At 68.6% G+C, this 19,036-nt stretch carries 14 protein-coding genes; 6 read left to right on the top strand and 8 right to left on the bottom strand.

Annotated elements, in window-relative coordinates; all coding sequences use genetic code 11:
* Positions 1 to 164 precede the first annotated feature (164 nt).
* The gene (locus ACFU6K_RS01475; protein ID WP_380660229.1) at positions 165 to 2,888 is read left to right on the top strand and encodes a lysylphosphatidylglycerol synthase domain-containing protein; all 2,724 of its coding nucleotides are present in this window, start codon (positions 165 to 167) and stop codon (positions 2,886 to 2,888) included.
* Positions 2,889 to 2,950: 62 nt separating this feature from the next.
* Here ACFU6K_RS01475 and ACFU6K_RS01470 read toward each other — a convergent pair whose 3' ends face one another.
* Complete coding sequence (locus ACFU6K_RS01470) at positions 2,951 to 3,151, bottom strand: hypothetical protein (protein WP_380660228.1); 201 nt, start codon at positions 3,149 to 3,151, stop codon at positions 2,951 to 2,953.
* Between the two features lie 231 nt (positions 3,152 to 3,382).
* Here ACFU6K_RS01470 and ACFU6K_RS01465 point away from each other — a divergent pair, with 231 nt between their 5' ends.
* The 3 genes from ACFU6K_RS01465 (at position 3,383) to ACFU6K_RS01455 (ending at position 5,364) form a co-directional block, all read left to right on the top strand.
* Positions 3,383 to 3,895, top strand: a complete 513-nt coding sequence (locus ACFU6K_RS01465; protein ID WP_380660227.1) for a carboxymuconolactone decarboxylase family protein — start codon at positions 3,383 to 3,385, stop codon at positions 3,893 to 3,895.
* 243 nt (positions 3,896 to 4,138) lie between these two features.
* On the top strand, positions 4,139 to 4,783 hold the full coding sequence (locus ACFU6K_RS01460; protein ID WP_049654410.1) for a class I SAM-dependent methyltransferase: 645 nt from the start codon (positions 4,139 to 4,141) through the stop codon (positions 4,781 to 4,783).
* Complete coding sequence (locus ACFU6K_RS01455; RefSeq protein WP_380660226.1) at positions 4,780 to 5,364, top strand: TrmH family RNA methyltransferase; 585 nt, start codon at positions 4,780 to 4,782, stop codon at positions 5,362 to 5,364. Before ACFU6K_RS01460 ends, ACFU6K_RS01455 begins: the two co-directional genes overlap by 4 nt.
* A 108-nt stretch (positions 5,365 to 5,472) precedes the next feature.
* Here the strand turns inward: ACFU6K_RS01455 and ACFU6K_RS01450 are convergent, their stop codons facing one another.
* The 3 genes from ACFU6K_RS01450 to ACFU6K_RS01440 are packed head-to-tail and all read right to left on the bottom strand — an operon-like array spanning position 5,473 to position 8,575.
* Positions 5,473 to 7,197 (bottom strand): hypothetical protein, encoded by a 1,725-nt coding sequence (locus ACFU6K_RS01450; protein ID WP_380660225.1) that lies wholly within the window; start codon positions 7,195 to 7,197, stop codon positions 5,473 to 5,475.
* A 59-nt stretch (positions 7,198 to 7,256) separates the two neighbouring features.
* A complete protein-coding gene (locus ACFU6K_RS01445) occupies positions 7,257 to 8,159 on the bottom strand; it encodes an ABC transporter ATP-binding protein (RefSeq protein ID WP_380660232.1) in 903 nt (300 codons plus the stop codon).
* Between the two features lie 32 nt (positions 8,160 to 8,191).
* Positions 8,192 to 8,575, bottom strand: coding sequence for a hypothetical protein (locus ACFU6K_RS01440; protein WP_380660224.1), 384 nt, complete (start codon positions 8,573 to 8,575; stop codon positions 8,192 to 8,194).
* Positions 8,576 to 8,827: 252 nt separating this feature from the next.
* Between ACFU6K_RS01440 and ACFU6K_RS01435 the strand changes: the two genes are divergently transcribed.
* Positions 8,828 to 10,156, top strand: a complete 1,329-nt coding sequence (locus tag ACFU6K_RS01435; RefSeq protein ID WP_380660231.1) for a sensor domain-containing protein — start codon at positions 8,828 to 8,830, stop codon at positions 10,154 to 10,156.
* On the top strand, positions 10,120 to 10,764 hold the full coding sequence (locus ACFU6K_RS01430) for a LuxR C-terminal-related transcriptional regulator (protein ID WP_380660223.1): 645 nt from the start codon (positions 10,120 to 10,122) through the stop codon (positions 10,762 to 10,764). Before ACFU6K_RS01435 ends, ACFU6K_RS01430 begins: the two co-directional genes overlap by 37 nt.
* 292 nt (positions 10,765 to 11,056) lie before the next feature.
* Here the strand turns inward: ACFU6K_RS01430 and ACFU6K_RS01425 are convergent, their stop codons facing one another.
* The 4 genes from ACFU6K_RS01425 to ACFU6K_RS01410 are packed head-to-tail and all read right to left on the bottom strand — an operon-like array spanning position 11,057 to position 18,852.
* Entirely contained in the window at positions 11,057 to 11,794 is a 738-nt protein-coding gene (locus tag ACFU6K_RS01425; RefSeq protein ID WP_380660222.1) for a M48 family metallopeptidase, read from the bottom strand.
* 1 nt (position 11,795) lies between these two features.
* Entirely contained in the window at positions 11,796 to 15,095 is a 3,300-nt protein-coding gene (locus tag ACFU6K_RS01420; RefSeq protein WP_380660221.1) for a type I restriction endonuclease subunit R, read from the bottom strand.
* 57 nt (positions 15,096 to 15,152) lie between these two features.
* Entirely contained in the window at positions 15,153 to 16,376 is a 1,224-nt protein-coding gene (locus ACFU6K_RS01415) for a restriction endonuclease subunit S (protein ID WP_380660220.1), read from the bottom strand.
* The gene (locus ACFU6K_RS01410) at positions 16,369 to 18,852 is read right to left on the bottom strand and encodes an N-6 DNA methylase (RefSeq protein WP_380660219.1); all 2,484 of its coding nucleotides are present in this window, start codon (positions 18,850 to 18,852) and stop codon (positions 16,369 to 16,371) included. The genes ACFU6K_RS01415 and ACFU6K_RS01410 overlap by 8 nt, the downstream gene beginning before the upstream one ends.
* Positions 18,853 to 19,036: the final 184 nt, after the last annotated feature.

Raw genomic sequence — 19,036 nt, 5'->3', positions numbered from 1 at the left:
CGGGAGGTGCCCCCACCTCCGCCTTGCGATGCACGCACCCCAACGCCGCCCCGCCCGCCCTCCGGGCGAACGACGGGAGTTTGAAGACGGGCCCTGGGCGCCGTCGTACCGGCACTGCCCAATCCCCACCCCCCGCCCACGGGTGGCATGGGAGCATGCCATCCGTGGCGATCGTGACGGGGAAAGCGGACGGCGACACCGGCGGGGGCGACCCGGGCGGTGCGCCCGCACGGCGGAAACGCGACAGCGGTGACAGCGGTGACAGCGCCCGCGACGGCGAACGGACCGCGACACCGGCCGACCGCGGCACCGGAACGGCCACCCCCCGGATACCCGAGCAGGCCGGCCCCGGACCCGGCCGGTTCCGGGCCCGCCCGCTGCCCGCCACCGACCGGGTCCGGCAGCCCGTCGCCCTGATCCGGCTGCTCGGCGGCCTGTTCGCCATCGCCCTCACCCTGCTGCTCGCCGACTACGCCCGCGCCACGACGGGCGGCATCGCCGCCGATGTCGCCGAGGCGGCCGCGCTGGTGCCGCGCCCGCTGGCGAGCCTGGCCGGCGGGCTCACCACCGCCGCCGTCCTGCTGCTCCCGGTGGGCCTCGCCGCCCGCCGGCTGCTGGGCCCCGACCGGCGGCGCGCCGTCCAGCAGGTCTCCGACGGACTGCTCGCCGCCGTCCTCGCGTACGGCGCCACCCTCGGCCTGGACCTGTGGGCCGACGACCTCGCCCCGCTCTCGCTGCTCACCGCGCTCACCCACGCGTTGCCCGACGGCGGACTCGGGCACACCGAGCCCGTCTACGGCTACCTCGCGCCGGTCCTCGCCTTCATGACCGCCTCCGGCAGCCGGGAACGCCGCCTGCCCTGGACCGTCCTCGCCCTCTCCGGCCTCGCCGGACTGACCGGCGGGTACGCCACCCCCACCGCGCTCCTGCTCGGGCTGCTCATCGGCTGGACCGGCGCCCACGGCACCCTGTACGCGGTCGGCACCCCCGACCCCTGCCCCCGGCCCGGCGAGGTCCTGCGCGCCCTGCGCGACAGCGGCCTGCGCCCGGTCGAGGCCCAGCCCGCCGGCCCCGACCGCTACCTGGTCCGACAAGCAGACGACCGCCCCGACCTCGACGTCCAGATCCTCGACCGGCAGGCCGTCACCGCCGCCGCCGTCCAGCGCGCCTGGCGCCGGCTGCGGCTGCGCACCGCCCCCGACCCGCGCGTCCTGCGCTCCCCCCGCACCGGGCTGGAGCACGAGGCCCTGGTCGTGTACGCGGCCCTCGCGGCCGGCGTCCGAACCCGCCGCATCGCCGCCACCGCCGGCCTCGGCCAGGACACCGCCCTCATCGCGTACGAGCGGCTGGCCGGGCGCACCCTGGACGAGCTCGCCGACGAGGAGATCACCGACGAGCTGCTCACCGACGCCTGGCGGCAGCTCGCCCTGCTCCAGCGCCGCGAGATCGCCCACCGCGCCCTCGTCCCCTCCTCCCTGCTGATCGACGACTCGGGCGCGGTGCACCTGGTCGACTTCGCCGACGGCGACATCGCCGCCACCGAACTCGTCCTCCACTGCGACCTCGCCCAGCTCCTCACCACCCTCGCCCTGCGCGCCGGCGCCGCCCGCTCCGTCCGTACGGCCACCGCCGTCCTCGGCCCCGACCCCGTCGGCGCCGCGCTCCCCCTGCTCCAGCCCATCGCCCTCGCCCACACCACCCGCCGCGCCCTCAAACAGCACGCGAAGCGCGCCGGCGCCCGGGCCGCCGAGCCATCGGGCGGTGCGACCGGTGCGACCGGTGCCGATGGTGCGGCCGAGGCAGGCTCCCCCACCGGCGGCAACGGGCCCGTCGCCCCCACCGCCGAGCCGGGCCCCGAGCACCACACCCCCGCCCCCGGCGGCCTGCTCGACGAGATCCGCGCCGAGGTCCTGCGCACCCGCCCGCAGGTGGTGGGCCGACCGGTGCGGCTGGAGCGGCTGCGGCCGCGGACCCTGCTGGTCGTCGTGGGCGGGGTGGTGGCCGGCTGGCTGCTGATCCCGCAGCTGTTCGCGGCGGAGGACAACCCGGTCGCCGCGCTGGCGGACGCCGATCCGTGGTGGCTGCTGCTGGCGCTGGTCGCGGCGGCGGCCAGCCACGTCGCGGCGGCGATGGGCTTCGTGGGCTTCGTCCCGGAGCGGCTGGACTTCCGCAACGCGGTACTGGCGCAGGTGGCCGGTTCGTTCGTGAAGCTGGTGTCGCCCGGCGGTGTCGGCGGGATCGCGCTGAACACCCGCCTGTTGCAGCGGGCCGGGATCCCGACCGCGCAGGCGCTGTCCAGCGTCGGCGTCGGGAACCTGATCGGGCTGGTGCTGCACCTGTTGCAGCTCGGCGCCTTCGTCTACCTCCTGGACTTCGTACCGGGCAGCTCCGAACTGGACGCGCTGCCCGCGGTGGTCGGCGGGCTGGCGGGGGCGGCGGCGCTGCTCGCGGTGGTGTCGGCGATCCCGGCGGCCCGGCGGTGGCTGGCGACGCGGCTGCGGCCGCTGACGGCCGAGGTGGTGCCGCGCCTGCTGGACCTGCTGCGCAGCCCGTCCCGGCTGGCGGTGGGGGTGACCGGGCAGCTGCTGGTGTCGATCTGCCTGATCACCTGCCTGTACTGCTGTGTCCGGGCGATCGGCCGGGAACCCTCCTTCGCCGCCGTCGCGGTGGTGTTCCTGGTGGGCAACGCGGTGGGCAGCGCGGCGCCGACCCCGGGCGGGGCCGGTGCGGTGGACGGGATGCTGCTCACGCTGCTCCAGCAGACCACGTCGATGGAGCCGGGCGGCGAGCTGGCCGCGGTGGCGCTGTTCCGCCTGCTGACGCTGATCCTGCCGGTACTGCCGGGCTGGGCGGCCCTCGCCTGGCTGCAACGGCGCCGGGCCCTGTAGCCGCTCCGGGGCCCCTCTGCTCCCGCTCCGCTCCCGTGGCCCCCGCTACTCCCGGGGCCCCGCTACTCCCGGTACTCCTCCTCGTCCTGCCGGACCGGCCGGGTCTGTTCCACGACGTCCGCGACGTTGGTCGCCGGGTCCGCGCCGACGGCCCGGCGTTCGGCCACCTCGTCGTACGTGTCGCCCTCGGGTGCCTTCTCGTCGGGCTCGACGGTCTCGGCGGTCTCCTCGATCAGGTATTCCTCGTGCTGTTCCTGCGGCATGGCATCCGTCCTCACTGTTCGGAGGCCTTCACGGGCGTTCGGAGGCCTTCACGGGCCCGGCTGGCGTACTCGCAGTATCCGCCGCCCGGCGCCGGGGCGCGACGCGCCGACGACGCTCCGGCGTGTTCCCGGGACTCCGGCGCCCCCCCGGCCGACCGACCGGATTGACCCACGAAACAGCACCATGAATGACCCAAGGAACGGGTGCATTCGGCGCCTAGGGTCGTAGCCATGACGACGAACGAGAGCACCCGGACCGCCCGGACCGCCGAGGCCGCCCAGACCACCGAGGCCCTCGCCGGCGCCGCCCGCCTCGACTACGCCCGCACCGCCCCCAAGGTGTTCCGCGCGATGATCGCCCTGGACGCCGCCGCCCGCGAGGGCCTCGACCCGGCCCTGGTCGAGCTCGTCCAGATGCGCACCTCCCAGCTGAACGGCTGCGCGTACTGCCTGGACATGCACGCCAAGGACGCCCGCAAGGCCGGCGAGACCGACGAGCGGATCTACCTGCTGCCGGTCTGGCCGGACGCCCCGGCCGGGGTGTACACCGAGCGCGAGCGGGCCGCCCTGGCCCTGGCCGAGGAGGTCGCCCGGATCGACGGCGGCGTCTCGGACGCGGTGTACGCCCGGGCCGCCGCGCACTTCGCGGAGGCCGAGCTGGCGCAGCTGATCTCGGTCTGCTTCACCATCAACGCCTGGAACCGCATCAACGTGGCCACCCGCAAGACCCCCGGCACCGCCTGACCACGCCCACCGTCCCGCCGCACCGCCCGACCGCACGGCCGTCCGCACGGCCGTCCGCACCGCCGCTCCGGGGCCGCGTCCCGGGCGACGGCGAGTGCACCGGCGGGAGCACCGGCGGGAGCACCCGTCCCGGGCGGCGGCCGGAACGCCGTCCGGGCCACCGGGGGTACGATCGGTGCCGTACAAAGGGCTAACCCACACCCACCCGGTGGCCCCGAGGCCCATACGAACGACGGGGAAATCATGTCCGGCTCGCACTACTTCACCGGTGCACCCGAGGTCGCCAGCGACCGCCGGCCGATCACGGTCTCCCTGCCGGACCTCACCCTGGAACTGACCACCGACACCGGGGTGTTCTCCCGCACCCGGCTCGACCCGTGCACCCGGATCCTGCTGGAGCACGCCCCGCAGCCGCGGGTGCGCGGCCCGATCCTGGACATCGGCTGCGGCTACGGTCCGATCGCGCTGACCTGGGCGAGCCGCCGCAAGCGCCTCCCGGTCTGGGCGGTGGACGTCAACGAGCGCGCCCTGGAGCTGGTCCGGCTGAACGCCGAGGCGCTGGGGCTCGGCAACGTCCAGGCCTCCCTGCCCGACGACGTCCCCGAGGACGTCCGCTTCGCCACCATCTACTCCAACCCGCCGATCCGGATCGGCAAGGCCGCGCTGCGCCGCCTGCTCACGCACTGGCTCGACCGGCTGACCCCGGACGGCTCGGCGTTCCTGGTGGTGCAGAAGCACCTGGGCTCGGACTCGCTCCAGAAGTGGCTGAACGAGCAGGGCTACCCGACCAGTCGGGTCACGTCGGTCAACGGGTGCCGGATTCTGGAAGCGCGGCCCCGCCCCGAGGTGGGCGAGGGCTCCGAGAGTGGACGAGGTACGACGACGTGAAGCAGCTGCGCGGGACCGAACTGAAGCGACTGCACCGCTCGTGGCGGCGCAGCAACGAGTTCCGGCTCGCGATGATCCTGGAGAACCTCCAGTCGCCGTTCAACGTCGGCTCGGTGGTCCGCACCGGCGCGGCGATGGGCGCCGAGAAGCTGTACCTGGTCGGGGACACCCCGTCGGTACGCTCCTCCGGCGCGCAGAAGGCCGCGATGGGCACCGACAAGTACCTGAAGGTGGAGCACTTCCCGACCATCGCCGAGGCCGTCGCGGCGGCCAAGGCGGACGGCTTCAAGGTCGTCGGCCTGGAGCTGGCCGACGAGGCGGTGCCGATGTTCGCCGCCGAGCTGACCCCGGCGGTGGCCTTCATGCTCGGGCACGAGGACCGCGGGATCACCCCCGAGGCGCTGGCGCTCTGCGACCAGGTCGTGTTCGTACCGCAGCTGGGCCGGGTCGGCTCGCTGAACGTCTCGGCGGCCGCGACGGTGGCCTGCTACGAGGCGCGCCGGCAGGGCTACGCGATCAGCGGCACCCCGGACGGCGACCTCGCGGGCGACCTCGCGGGCGACCTCGGCGACGACGAGTAGGAGACGGTGCGTAGAGACGGCGGGCGGACGAGCGACACCCCCTGGGTGTGACCCGAAGCCCGAGGGCAGCCCGGACCGTCCGCCGACGGCCCGGGCTCCCGTCTCCGGTCAGCCCTTGACGTTCCGTCGGGCGGCGCCGACCAGGAACACCACCGCGAGCAAGGCCGCGGACAGCGCCCCGACCAGCAGCGGCCCCGGACCGCCCGGGCTGCCGTTCACGCGCACGGCCCCCATGAAGTCGACGGCGGCGACGTTGTTGACGAGGAGCCACCAGAGCGGCAGGTAGACCACCTGGAAGAGCCGGTGGCTCCGGCTCACCACCCCGAGCGCCATGGCCAGCGAGGGGACGAACACCGCGCCTCCGAGCCAACTGGCCGTCCCCGCACCGTCGCCCGCCGCCAGCATGCGTGTCAGCGGGGCGGCGCCCGTCACCGCGGTGAGCACCAGCCCGGACGCCCATTCGGCGAGCAGTCTGCGCCGGGCCGACGGGTAGGCGCCGAGCAGCACCTCCAGACCGTTCTCGACCCGCTGGCTGCCGAGCCGGGACCAGAGCAGGACCGGCCACAGCCACGCCAGGGGCAGGAGCAGGCCGGTGACGGCGTCCGTCGGCAGCACGAACCCGGCCATCGTCAGCCCGGCGGCGACCAGCCACCACCAGCGGGAGACGCCCTGCACCAGGATGCGGGTCTCCCCCGCCAGCAGCCGCCCGAACGCCCCGGCCCGCCGCGCTTCGGCCTGCGGCAGGGCGGTCCGCTGCTGTTCGGTCCGCTGCTGTTCGGTCCGCCGCGGTTCGGCTCGCCGCAGTTCGGCCCGCAGCCGGGCGCCCGGTACGGTCGCCCGGCGCGCCCCCGCCGGCTCCGTCCCGTCGGGCGCGGACGGCTCCCCGGCCGCCCCGACCACGGCCACGGCCTCCGCGGCGGCCACGGCCCCGGCGGCAGCCGAGCCCCCGAACGCGCCGCCGGAAGCCCCGCTGGAAGCCCCGCCGGAGGCACGCGCAGGATCGAACCTGCCGAACCACAGGGCCGGCAGCAGCGCCAGTACGGTTGCCAGCAGCACCAGCGCCAGCCGCCCGAGGACGAACCCGGAGGACGGGTCGAAGCCCTCCCAGAGGAAAGTGCCCAGCGGCTTGTCGACCTGGGTCAGTCCGAGGCTGAACCCGCCGTCGCCGACCGACTCGTGCCGGGCCTCCAGCGCCGCGCCCATCGACCGCGCGACCTGGTGCACACCGAGGCCGTCCAGCGGCGCGGAGGCCGACTGCCCGCCGAGGGCGAGCACCATGGCCAGCACGAACCAGACGACGTTCCCGAAGCCGCCCCGCAGCAGCGGCACCGTCTCGAACAGCAGCGCCGCCGCCGCGGTGAGCGCCATCAGGGGCAGCGCGAGCAGCAGGAACGGCTCCACCAGGGCTATCGGGTCGACCGAGCGGTCCTCGCCGCGGGCGAGCTGCATCAGCAGCGCGGTGACGGACAGCACGCCGACCATGGAGGCGAGCACCAGCAGGTTGCTCAGGAACTTGGCCAGGAGGTAGTGGGCGTTGCGCAGCGGGGTGGCGGCGAGGACCTGACCGACCCCGCTCGCCTCGTCCCGCGCGATGCCGCTGCGCACCACGTAGAACCCGCCGAAGGTGAGCCAGAGCGCACCGGCCAGGGCCGTGACCGCGCCGACGTAGGCGCTGTTGTAGATGCCCCGGTGGCCGCCCACGTCCATGATCGTCCAGCGGCCGCCGGCGTCCGGTACGGCCAGGTAGCCGAGCCCGACCGCGGCGAGCAGCGTCACCGCGTACACCGGTCGGCGCACCCGGTCCCGGAAGTCGCCGACCGCCAGCCTGGCCAACGCCGACCCGAACCCCGACCCCGACGCCGGGCCGAACCCTGCCCCCGTCACCGCCGCGCTCATCGCCGCACCGCCCGCTGCTCGGCCCGGGCCCAGCCGCCCGGCCGGTGGACGACGCCCAGGTAGGCGTCCTCCAGATCGGGCACGACCCGGACCGCGTCGGGCCGCGGCGGCTCGGCGGCGAGCAGCCGCACCCGCACGCCGCTCCCGGTCCGCACCATCCGGCTGACCACGTGGCGGGCCTGTACCTCCAGGAGGTCCGCCGGGGCGACCACCGCCTCCCAGACCTGCCCGTCGACCTCCCGGAGCAGCTCGTCGGGCGCGCCTCGGCGCAGCAACCGGCCGTGCGCGACCACGGCGATGTCGGAGGCCACCGACTCGACGTCGGAGACGATGTGGGTCGAGAGCATCACGACCCGCTCCGCCGCGAGCTCGCTGAGCAGGTTGCGGAAGCGCACCCGCTCCTCCGGGTCCAGGCCGGCGGTCGGCTCGTCGACCACGATCACCCTGGGGTCGGCCAGCAGGGCCTGCGCGATGCCGACCCGGCGGAGCATGCCGCCCGAGTAGGTGCCGAGCGGGCGCCTGACCGCCTCGGTCAGGTTGACCAGCTGGATCAGCTCGTCGATCCGGGCCCGGGCGGAGCGGGCTCCGATCCCCTTGGCGGCCGCCAGGTAGGACAGGAACTCCCGCGAGGTCAGGTTCGGGTAGACCCCGACGTCCTGCGGCAGGTAGCCGAGTTCCCGGCGCAACCGGTCCGGCTCGGCCACCACGTCGGTACCCTGGTAGCGAACCTGCCCGCCCGTGGGCCGGGTGACCGTCGCCACGATGCGCATCAACGACGACTTCCCGGCGCCGTTCGGCCCCAACAACCCCACCATCCCCGGCCCGAGGCGCATCGTGACGCCGTCGACGGCCCGCTTGCCGCCCTTGTAGACCTTGGTGACATCGACCAGTTCGAGCATGTTCCCCGTCCCTTCGGCAGGACTCATCGCCTTCACCCCTTGAGCTCCGTCTCGCGCCCGTCCCGCAGGACCGTCACGCCCTTGGGCACCTCGACCCGGTACTTCGTGTCGCAGTTGGCGATCCCGGAGCACCCCGCCCGGAGGTCGAGGACCCCGTCCTTCAGCTCCCAGGACGCCTTGGCGCTGCCGACCTTGCCGCTGGTGTCGAACCAGCGGGTGACCTTGACGTCCGTCCGGTCGACCGCGACGAGGTCGGCGCGGGCGCCGTGCGACACGACGTTCAGGTTCTGGGCGGCGAACTCGAAGGTCCTGTCCTCGGGCGCGGCGTCCATGGCGTCGGCGCAGCCGGCGAGCGACAGCAGAGCGGCCACCACGAGAACGACCGGCCCGTACCCGGTTCTCGTACGTCGGTCCACGTCGTCCTCCTTGCGGTCGGGGTCGGATGCGCCGCTCTGGGCGCGTTTCCTGGGGCACGTGAGCACGCTCGCTAGCCTGGCCGGTTCGCGGGCTTCTGCCATCTGCCGTTCGGCAGATATCCCGTATGACCAAAGGGGGAGTTTCTTCCACCGACAAGGCCTCCCCGCGGTCGTCAGAATGGACTCACGGGCCGGCACGGCCGGGCCGCACAACGGCACCACCGGGAGGGGAGCGCGTCCGTGAACAGCTCGATGCACAGCGGGGAGGGCCCGGCGCCCAACGGGGAGGACCCGGCGACCAGCGGGGCCACGGGCTTCTCGCTGCCCGACGGACTCGCCGCCCTCCGACGGTCCCTGACCCTCTGTCGGCTCTCCGCCCTCGCCCTCGCGCACTCCCTCGGCGTCACCGGCGCGATCTCCCTCGTCGGACCGGGCCTCGGCCTGGTCCCCCGGGCCATGGCCGGCGTGCGCGACCTGGCCGACCGTCAGCGCGAGTTGGCCGCCGAGTGGTCCGACGTCCGGTTCCCCGGACCGCCCGGACCGCTGCCGCCGGTGCCCGAGGGGGCCTCCGGCATCATCGCCCGCTACCGCTGGATCACCCGCGACCCGCAGACCCGGCGGGAGTTCGGCTGGGTCTTCGCCGAGCCGTTCGTCGGCAGCCTGCTCGCCTTCCTGCCGGTCGCCGTCGTGCTCAACGGCCTCTGGGGCGTCTTCCTGGCCTTCTTCGGCGTCCCGCTGTCCGCCGAGTGGGACGGCCTCTGGTACCAGTTCATCCCGATCGAGGGCACCGCCACCGCCGTCCTCGCCGGCATCCTCGGACTGCTCCAACTCCCGCTCGCGCTCTGGCTCGCGCCCCGCACGGTCCGCCGGCACGCCCGCCACATCCGCTCGATGCTCGCTCCGGGCGAGCAGGAGCTGCTGGCCGGCCGGATCGCCCACCTGACCGCCACCCGCAGCACCGCCGTCGACACCCGGATGGCCGAGATCCGCCGGATCGAGCGCGACCTGCACGACGGCGCCCAGGCCCGGCTGGTCGCGATGGGCATGACCCTGGACGCCGCCGAACACCTCCTGGAGACCGACCCGAAGGCCGTCCGCGCCCTGCTGGTCGAGGCCCGCCAGTCCTCCGCGAAGGCCCTGGAGGAGCTCCGCGACCTGGTCCGCGGCATCCACCCGCCGGTCCTCGCCGATCGCGGACTCACCGACGCGGTACGGGCGTTGGCCATGGTCTGCCCGGTCCCCACCGAGGTCTCGGCGGACCTCCCCGGCCGCCCCGAGATGCCCGTCGAGTCCGCCGCCTACTTCGCCGTCTCGGAGCTCCTCACCAACGTCGTCAAGCACTCCGACGCCGGCCGCGCCGGAGTCGAACTCCGCTACGATCGCGGCGTACTGCGCATCACCGTCTCCGACAACGGGCGGGGCGGCGCGGACGCCCGCCGCGGCACCGGGCTGCGCGGCGTCGAACGGCGGCTCGCCACCTTCGACGGGATCGTCGCCGTCAGCAGTCCCCCCGACGGTCCGACCACGGTGACCCTGGAGCTTCCGTGCGCATTGTCCTCGCCGAAGACCACTTCCTCCTGAGGGACGGCCTGATCCGCCTCCTCCAGGCCCACGGCCACGAGGTGGCGGCCGCCGTGGACAACGGCCCCGACCTCCTCCGGGCCCTCACCGAGCAGCGGCCGGACGTCTCGATCATCGACGTCCGGCTGCCGCCGACCTTCACCGACGAGGGCCTGCGCGCCGCCCTCACCGCCCGCCGCACCACCCTCGACCTCCCCGTCCTGCTCCTCTCCCAGTACGTCGAACCCCTCTACGCCCGCGAACTCCTCGCCACCGGCGGCCGCGCCGTCGGCTACCTGCTCAAGGACCGCGTCACCAACGGCACCCAGTTCCTCGACGCCATCCACCGCGTCGCCGCCGGCGGCACCGCCATGGACCCCCAGGTCGTCACCCAACTCCTGGTCCGCAAGGACCGCGACACCGCCCTCGCCACCCTCACCCCCCGCGAACGCGAAGTCCTCGAATCCCTCGCCCAGGGCCGCTCCAACACCGGCATCGCCCAATCCCTCTTCATCACCGAGAAGGCCGTCGCCAAGCACATCACCAACATCTTCACCAAGCTCGGCCTCCACCCCACCGACACCGCCAACCGCCGCATCCTGGCCGTCCTCACCTACCTCGACCAGTAACCCCGCCCCCGGCGCACGCAAAAAGGCCCAGACCGGAATCAATCCGATCTGGGCCTTCACTGAGCCGCCTGCGGGATTCGAACCCGCGACCTACGCATTACGAGCCCTGCGGTGTTCATGCTGGCTGCTGTCACCATCGGCCGCTTCGTGATAAACCTGTACGTCAACGCACCGATAGGTGATTCCCGTTCCCACTTGAAATGGCACGTGCTTCGCAGTCCGCTCGCGCACCGCTCACGCGCTGAGCATCTCTACACCCTAGCCATACCGCCCAGTTGAATCGCCATAGCCCTCATGGGAGCCACAGCGTCGCGCCCATCTTGTCCAGCTGCGCGCGACGCACCGCATAGTCCGGCATAGCGCGGCCCACGACAGCCCAAAATTCCTTGGAATGATCTTTGCGGTGCAGATGAGCGAGCTCGTGCACCAGAACGTAGTCGATCAAGTTCGGAGGCAGCTGCATAACGGCCCAGTGGATGTTTACGCCGCCATCGCGGTTGCACGACCCCCACCGATACCCGAGCCGCCGGACGGCGATGCCCTGCATCGGCGCACGCATGCGTTGCGCCCAAGGTTCGGCCCGCAATGGGAGCCAGGCACGGCCGCGTCCGCGGTACCACGCGATGAGTTCATCGTCAGCGCAGTCCAGGCGATCTCGACGCATAAGGAACCGACCTCGGACCAGCCCGACCGACACCGGTGCATCGTCTATCAGTTTCAACCGGTAGCTGCGCCCCAGGTAGCTGAAGCCCTCGCCGGTGACGAACTCCTTCACTGGCCGGATGGCCGCCTCATCCTCGCGTTCGTCGAGCTTGTCGTAGATCCATCGCCGCCGGCCCTTAACCGCAGAGACCAATTCGGCAACGCCGAGCCCAGCCGGAACCGTCGCCGTAATGCGCGCGTCGCGCTCCACGGTCAGCCGTACAGCGTTACGGCCTGCCACCACCACTACGTCGATCTCCAAGCGGCCGACCTGCAGCGGCCCAGCACTAACCAGGCCCAACAGGTCCAGTACCGCGGCCGCGGCCATCTCAGCTACTCCTCTGAAGTGCATGGCGATGGTGGCCGAGAATGTCGAGCAGGCTATCGGCAAGGTGGTCAACCTGCGCGGGGTCTGCCACATCTAGATCGATCAGAAATCGGAATATGGCCGCCCTAAGGTCGCGCTGCGCCACAGGGTTGGCCCAGAAATTCTTTTTGCGCACGTGCTTGACCGCCTCGTTTTCGATCCTGGCAGCGGCTCCGATGAGGCAGTTGTAAACCTCATCCGCCAGAATGCCATCACCGATCGCCTCCGACACCATCTCGCCATAGAGGGCCCGTTCCAAGGGAGATAGCGCCGCTAGTCTGTGATCTCCATGGTCGCCGCTTCCTTCATGAACAGCGATGACTTTGATTGTGAGGTCCTTGAAATGCAGGACCTGCTGGTCCCACTGGTCGGCGTAGTCCCTCAGGATCTCCTCCAACCGCTCCCGCAGCTTGGTGTACTCAGCTGGATCCTCACCAAGGTGCACCTCGATGTGACGTCGAATGGCATGCTCCATCGTCGACGCCTGAGCCTTCGCACCAGGCAGCGCATCGACCTTGGCGGAGAAATCTCCTGCCGTGAGTTGCCGGGGCGGTATCACCTGCTTCACTCCGAGAGCAGTGACGTGCTGATCGATCAGCTCACGAACCTTCTCGCCATAGAGGGAGGCATCGAAGTCGCCGTCGTCCTGATAGCGGTCCCGCACCCAGGTGTTGATCTCTGCAAACAGCCGAACGTCGGCAAGATAGGGCTTCGCCTCCCGCCTCGGCATCACCGTCTCGACGGTGATGAGGAACTTCCGCAGCGCATTTTCGAACTGGCTGCGCAGCTCGTCATCCGCAAGGAGCTGAACACAGTCCTCGATCGCCGATTTGTCACTGGCCGGGGTAACGCCGCGCTCCGCGAACAGCATCCGAAGGCGGTTGCGTCGTGGCTCCAGCCTGGCGATCTCGGCGCTGAAGTCAGTAGGTGCCCCCTCAGCATCTTCGGCGGCGTACGCGTCCATGGCCGCCTGAAGGTGCTTGGAGATGCCCGCATAGTCCACTACGAATCCAGCGGCCTTGCCATCAGCGGTGCGATTGACCCTGGCAACGGCCTGGAGCAGGTCTGCTTCTTTGATCCGCCTGTCAAGGTACATCACCTGCTCGATCGGGGCGTCGAAGCCAGTCAGCAGCATGGTGCGAACGATCAGGAACGCGACGGGCTTCTCCCCATCAGCCAGCTTGGCCGGGAGGGGCTTGAGAAACCGCTCGACTATAGCCTCCTGCCCCTTCTCATCTGTCCACTTGGCCGTTTCCTCGTCGTCGTTGTTGTCACCAGAGATCACCGGCACGAAGTCGATGGCCCTGAGCAGCTCGATCTGCCGCTGCGCGGCAACAGCGATCGCTTGCTTGGCGGTGAGCTGCTCAGCCGGCTTCTCCAGGATCACTGGCGACAGCCTCTCAGCCTCGGTGACCAGCTCATCCCTGGCGTGGACCAAAGCGTCCCGGTAACGGACTGCGACTTTCCGGGAATAGGCGACGACCTGGCCCTTGAAACCATTCGGCATCACGTTGGAGACGTAGTGTGCCAACATGTCTCGAGCCTTCTTCAAGATCAGGCTGTCGGCACTGAGTACGTCACTGGTCGTGGCGTATCTCTGCTGGAGCTTTTCGTACTCCTCCTCGGTCAGTTCAGGGAAGTACGAGGCGAATGCATCGTCAAGGTCCTCGGCGTCAGCGATGGCAGCCTTGGCGATCCGGCCCTCGTAGATGATCGGGACGATCGCCCCGTCTTCTTCAGCGTCGGCGAGCCGGTACTGGTCGATGAATGTGCCGAAGATGTCCGTAGTACGCTTCTTCGCCCGCATGATGACCGGCGTACCTGTGAAGCCGATCCGGACCGCGTTGGGAAGAGACTCCATCAGGTTCTGGTGCAGCTGGGAGCCGTGTGAACGGTGGGCCTCGTCAACCAAGATCAGTACCGACTCGCTGGCGCTCAGTTTCCCCCAGCCCACGGCCCGGTCGTGCGTGAGGGCATCGGCGGCGGCAGCTTGCTTCACCTTGGCAGCATCTACCTGCTTCTGCAGCATGATGAAGACCAGGCCGGCGCCTGCCCTACGTAGGGCAGCCGGCACGCCAGCCGAGCGCTTCACCACATCAGACTTCTCGCCGGTGAGTACCGCCGTCTTCGAGAGTTGGGTCTGCAGCTGCTTCCGGTCCGTGACCAATACGATCTTGAACTGGCTCAGCCCAGGTGTCGACCTCATCTTGCGTACCAGGAACACCATGGTCAGCGACTTACCAGAACCCTGGGTGTGCCATACGATCCCGCCACGCCGATCGTCCTTGCCGTCCTGTCGCCTCGTCTTGCCAGTCAACAGACGCTGCACAGCACGGTCGACGGCCCGGTACTGCTGATACCGGGGAGCGATCTTTACACGGCGTGCCCCGCCCTCGTCGGTAGCAACGTCCATGAAGACGACGAAGTTCTTCACGACATCGAGCAACTGGCCAGGCTGCAATACGCCAGCAGCAAGGATCTCCTGCGCCCACAGGGCGTCCTTGTGTTTGCCGAGCTGCGCGGCGAGATCAGCCTTGGTCAAGGGGTAGGGGTCACGCCAAACGGAATAGTGCTCGGCATGAGACGTGTACGTGCCAAGCACCGCCTTGTCGCCAGTCGTCGCCACGGTGAGCTGGACGGTCCGGAACAGAGCTTCGCTGCCCTCGCTGAGCGTGTTGGTCCCTCGCTGATTGGCATAGCGGCGTAGCTGGTCGATCGCCTGAGGGAGGGAGCCCCCATGCATGACAGGCTTCTTACACTCGATGACCACGAGCGGGATGCCATTGACGAACAAGACCAGGTCCGGGACGACCGACTTCTGGCTGGACGTGCCGGGCACGTCCATGCGGAACTGCGAGACAACAAGGAAGTCGTTCCGTTCCGGGTGAATCCAGTCGATGTACTGCACCCGCTGGTCGCGGCCGCTGTCCCAGCCCGACAACCCGTCGACCGTAGTGCCAGTCAAAAGGAGGTCGGTCGAGACGGTATTGGCTTCCAGAAGGGTGCTTGAGGGGAGTCGAGTCAGCGTATTGACTGCCTGCGAAATACGTACTTCGTCCAGCCACTCGCTACCGTGCACGTCAAGGTTTAACTCCCGCAGCTTGCGCCGCAGGAGTCGCTCAAAGAACGGCTCAGCGAAGGAACTCCGGAGCGATGCCCCCGGGTGCTTCAGTTCCGTGCCGGTGACCCCGCCGCGCTCGTGCCGCCAACCCATCGACACGAGCTGTTCGATGAGCGGCTCCTCAACGAGAAGGTACTCCAACCCCGACTCCGACACGATGCTCTCCGTCTCCCCGCCGCGTCACCTGATCAATCGAGGCTACCGCTTGGCACTGACAGGCACCCGTACGCGGCCGGTGAGGAGGTCGTCCATGAGCGCCCTCTTGAGGGCCTGAAGCTTGAGAATCACCGCTTGCTCAGCGGCCGATCGTCTCGTCGACGCGTCCATCAATCGAACAATCTCCTCTTGATGAATCCGCTGATCAGGGACAGGCACGAGGAGGTCGCGCAATTGATCAAGTGTAATCTCCGAAAAAGTTGTCCCCTTCACTGCTGAAGCAAACTGAGCCTGAGCTTTCCTGCTACGCAGTGCCCACAGAAGATAACCTGGCGCCAAGCCGTTCGACGGTGCCACCCGTGCAGTCCCGCGCGTGAGATTCACACCTTCAAGCTCCGAAGGAATCGGAAGGACCTTGCCAACGGTTGCCCTAATCGTCACTACCAGATCACCAGCAACGACTCGAGTGCGGGCATATGACTCCGAGATTTCGGGTGTTGTCCGCAACAGCAAGCTAGGGTCGATCTGGTCACCGGCCATATCTCCGGTCCTGATATATGGAACCCCATCCTCGACATGAGGGCCCGCCTGCACAATGCCGTAACCGATCGGCACATCAGGTCGCACACATTCGCGCAGAGGAATATCGCGATGCGCCACCTGAGATAGCACATCCGATGCCAATTCAGCCGCAGCAGACCGATGCTTCACCAGCACGCTCTGGGCGTTCAAAATTCGACGATCGACCGAGTCGAGAATCTCCGCAATATCGCGCTGCTCATCCACCTCCGGGAGATGCAAGTCCAGCGAGAAGAAGTCCCCAACCTTCACATTGAGAAGGCCGTGATTTCGAACCCCTTCCTTTGCGATACTCAAGATCGCATCGTTCAAAATTCCCGACTCGAAATAGTGCGACACGAAGGCCGGGTCGGCAAATTCGGGATCCACCCGGAAGCAGATGTAAAGAGGCGACACAACTCCAGCGTCATAGAGATCGAGTCGCCGCACAACTCCAGCCGGATAACCGACAGAATAACTCTTATTGTAGGCGAAATCGCCTCGCCCGAGCAGGAAGTACTGCGAGAGATCTACACTTGCCACCTGCCGGTTGAAAAATTGCTCCTGGCTCACAAGGCCATACCTGGCCGAGATCGTCAACACGTTTCTATTATTTACACCGTTTCGCTGGACGACTCGAGAGGAAATGCTGCCGAGACTGCGCCGAGTCCACCCGTCCACTTCTGAGAACGCCATCTGCTCACGCATAGCCCAGCTCCTTCAGGAGTCCCGCCAGCTCCTCAGCAGCAGCGTCACGCTGCTGCTCCAGAATCGAGAGCTTCACTGCGTACTTACCGCCCCAATTTCGGTATGCCGCAACCAGTTCCTGGCGGCCCACTGTCACGAAGCGGTCCATCCTTGCCCTCAGATCACTGTCCAGAAAGCTCAGAACCGTCTCCTGGGCCTCCTCCAGCGACAGCCCCTGGGCCGCCTTCTTCAATTCGTCGACGAAAGCAGCCCGCAGTTCCTTCACTCCTGCCTTGGCAGTCTTCAAATTAGCCCTAAGCTTGCGCAGCTCCGCCGCGCTAAGGACCTCTTCCGGATCCTGCTCCAGCTCGTCGCCTTCGTCGTCGGCACCCCCGGCCGCCTTCTTTGGCGTGCCAGCCTTGATCTGGCCATCGAGCTGGGCGACCAGCGCCTCCGCGGCCTCCAGTTGCTCCACATACGCGGGAATCAAGGCCGGCACCAGCCGATGACCCCTTGCCTTGCGCTGGTCAGCTCGCAGCCGCGTCAATGTCTTGGCGTCCGCGTCTTCCGGTTCTTCGAAAGCCGACTCAATGTTAGCTACCCAGCGCTCGATCACTCCTTGGAATCCTTGTCCGACCAGGCTCTTGAGGTCGTACTGGACCTCAAACCACCAAGCAGCGATGATGCCAGCGAGCTGGAAGCGGTTGAGTACACCTACTGGCAGCAGATCCCTGGCGAAGGTCGTGAGTAGTTCCTCACGCGTCTTCATCAGCTCGCCGCTCTTATCCGAGACGAGCTGAGGTTCCCTCCCAAGGGCAACAAGGTGCTTCGCATGCGCGCCCCACCATTCGCCATATGCCTCCGCAAGTTTGCGCTCGCGTGGGGCGGCTAGCACGGGGATGTCGGCTGCTGTCGCCTCATATCCGGCATCAGGAAATTCGTAGTAGCCGGCATCCTGCTCCCTGAAGAGCTTCGCCGCATCGACACCGTATGCCTTGAACAGCCCGGCCTTGGCCGCGACCTCCGCCTTCGGCACACCCCCGTGCAGATGGGCACGTACATCCTGCGGTTCAGGCGGTGGAGCGTTGTCTACGTATCGGCGGATGTTGAGATTGTAGTCGTTCTCCTTCAATTCCTCAAAGGAGACAACGCGCGCGAAACCGTCGATATCCTTCCGCTCCCGAAAGGCGGTGACGATCTTCTCGTCATGCTGGGGGTCAACGGTGTTCTGGGCTCGTCCGGCCGAAAACTCTCGGTCGGCATTGATAAACAACACGCCGTCTCGCTTATCCTCCGGCAAGCCATCGGATCCGCGCAACACTAGGATGCACGCAGGGATTCCCGTTCCATAGAAGATGTTCGGGCCAACGCCGATCACCGCTTCCAGGCGGTAATCCTCAATCATCTGCTTTCGGATCTTGGCTTCCTCGTTCCCCCGGAAAAGCACGCCGTGCGGCATCACGGAGGCACCGATGCCATCCGGCTCCAGCACGGTCAGCACGTGCTGGATGAACATCAGGTCAGCCTTTTTTCCCGACTCCGGCGCCCAGCCATATGCCATGCGCTCAGGGTGTGGCATTCCCTTGCGCTTGTAGTTCTGCGCGAAAGGCGGATTAGTGAGGATACGATCGAAGCGAAGAAGTTCACCCTGCGTGTCCTCGTGTTTAGGGTCAGCGAGGGTGTCGCCGTGAGCGATACCCTCGCCAGTCATGCCATGGAGGAGCATGTTCATCCGAGCCATTGCCCAGGCGCTCCCGTTCTCCTCCTGCCCATACACGGCAAGCGTCGAAGCATCCTGACCATGCTCTTCCACGTAGTCCTTTGCGAGGATGAGCATGCCGCCAGAGCCGCAGCACGGGTCATAGACCGAGTGCCGCTCCTGAGGCTCCACGAGGCGGACCATCATACGGATCACGGAACGGGGTGTGTAGAACTGTCCGCCCTTCTTGCCGCCCTCATCGGCGAACTCGCCGATGAGGTACTCGTAGGCGTGGCCCAGCAGATCGGGGAACTCGAAGTCTTCGTTGCGAAGCTGGTAGCGGCCAAAGTGGTCGATCAGGTCCCGCACCGCAGTGGCGCTGAGCGGTGAGTTGCCCACCTTGCGTGTGAAGTCGATGTGATCCAGTACGCCGCCGAGGGCGAGCGGGTTGTGATCTTCCAGCTCACCGAGCGCCTTGTTAAGGAGGTCCCCAGGGTTCGCCTCGCGTGCACGGTCCGCGATGTAGGACCACCTGGCACGCTCGGGCACGAAGAACTGGTTGCTGGGGTAGTACCCCTTCGCCTCAGCGACCATCTCCGCCCGGTTCTGGGAATCGCCGGCACGGAGCCGCTGCTCGATGACCTGGGCGCGGACGACGTCGAACTGGTCGGAAGCGCGCTTCAGGAACAGCATGCCGAAGATGTATTCCTGGTACTGCGCCGCATCCATCTTGCCCCGCAGGATGTCCGCCGCCGCGAACAGGTGCCGTTCCAACTGGGGCAGGGTCAGCCGTGCCACCCGGGTCTCCTTCTCATCGTCTGAGTCGTGCAGTCCCAGGGCCACCGGCCTGCTGGTTCTTGCGCGCTCTGATCGTCACTGCCGTCTCACCGCATCGCACTCACGACACCGGGACCCATCATCCCGCAAGCGCTCCTCCCGCGGCCCCATTGCCACAGTCTGTGACCGCGCGGTGACGCGTACT

The sequence above is a fragment of the Kitasatospora sp. NPDC057512 genome, from assembly GCF_042802135.1.
GTDB lineage: Bacteria > Actinomycetota > Actinomycetes > Streptomycetales > Streptomycetaceae > Kitasatospora.
This window is presented reverse-complemented; position numbering and strand designations above follow the sequence as displayed.

Coding starts and splice junctions, on each gene's coding strand:
- ACFU6K_RS01470 (WP_380660228.1), bottom strand. CDS start 3,151: ATGCCGCAGGAACAGCACGAGGAATACCTGATCGAGGAGACCGCCGAG.
- ACFU6K_RS01465 (WP_380660227.1), top strand. CDS start 3,383: ATGACGACGAACGAGAGCACCCGGACCGCCCGGACCGCCGAGGCCGCC.
- ACFU6K_RS01425 (WP_380660222.1), bottom strand. CDS start 11,794: ATGGCCGCGGCCGCGGTACTGGACCTGTTGGGCCTGGTTAGTGCTGGG.
- ACFU6K_RS01415 (WP_380660220.1), bottom strand. CDS start 16,376: ATGCGTGAGCAGATGGCGTTCTCAGAAGTGGACGGGTGGACTCGGCGC.
- ACFU6K_RS01460 (WP_049654410.1), top strand. CDS start 4,139: ATGTCCGGCTCGCACTACTTCACCGGTGCACCCGAGGTCGCCAGCGAC.
- ACFU6K_RS01435 (WP_380660231.1), top strand. CDS start 8,828: ATGCACAGCGGGGAGGGCCCGGCGCCCAACGGGGAGGACCCGGCGACC.
- ACFU6K_RS01445 (WP_380660232.1), bottom strand. CDS start 8,159: ATGCTCGAACTGGTCGATGTCACCAAGGTCTACAAGGGCGGCAAGCGG.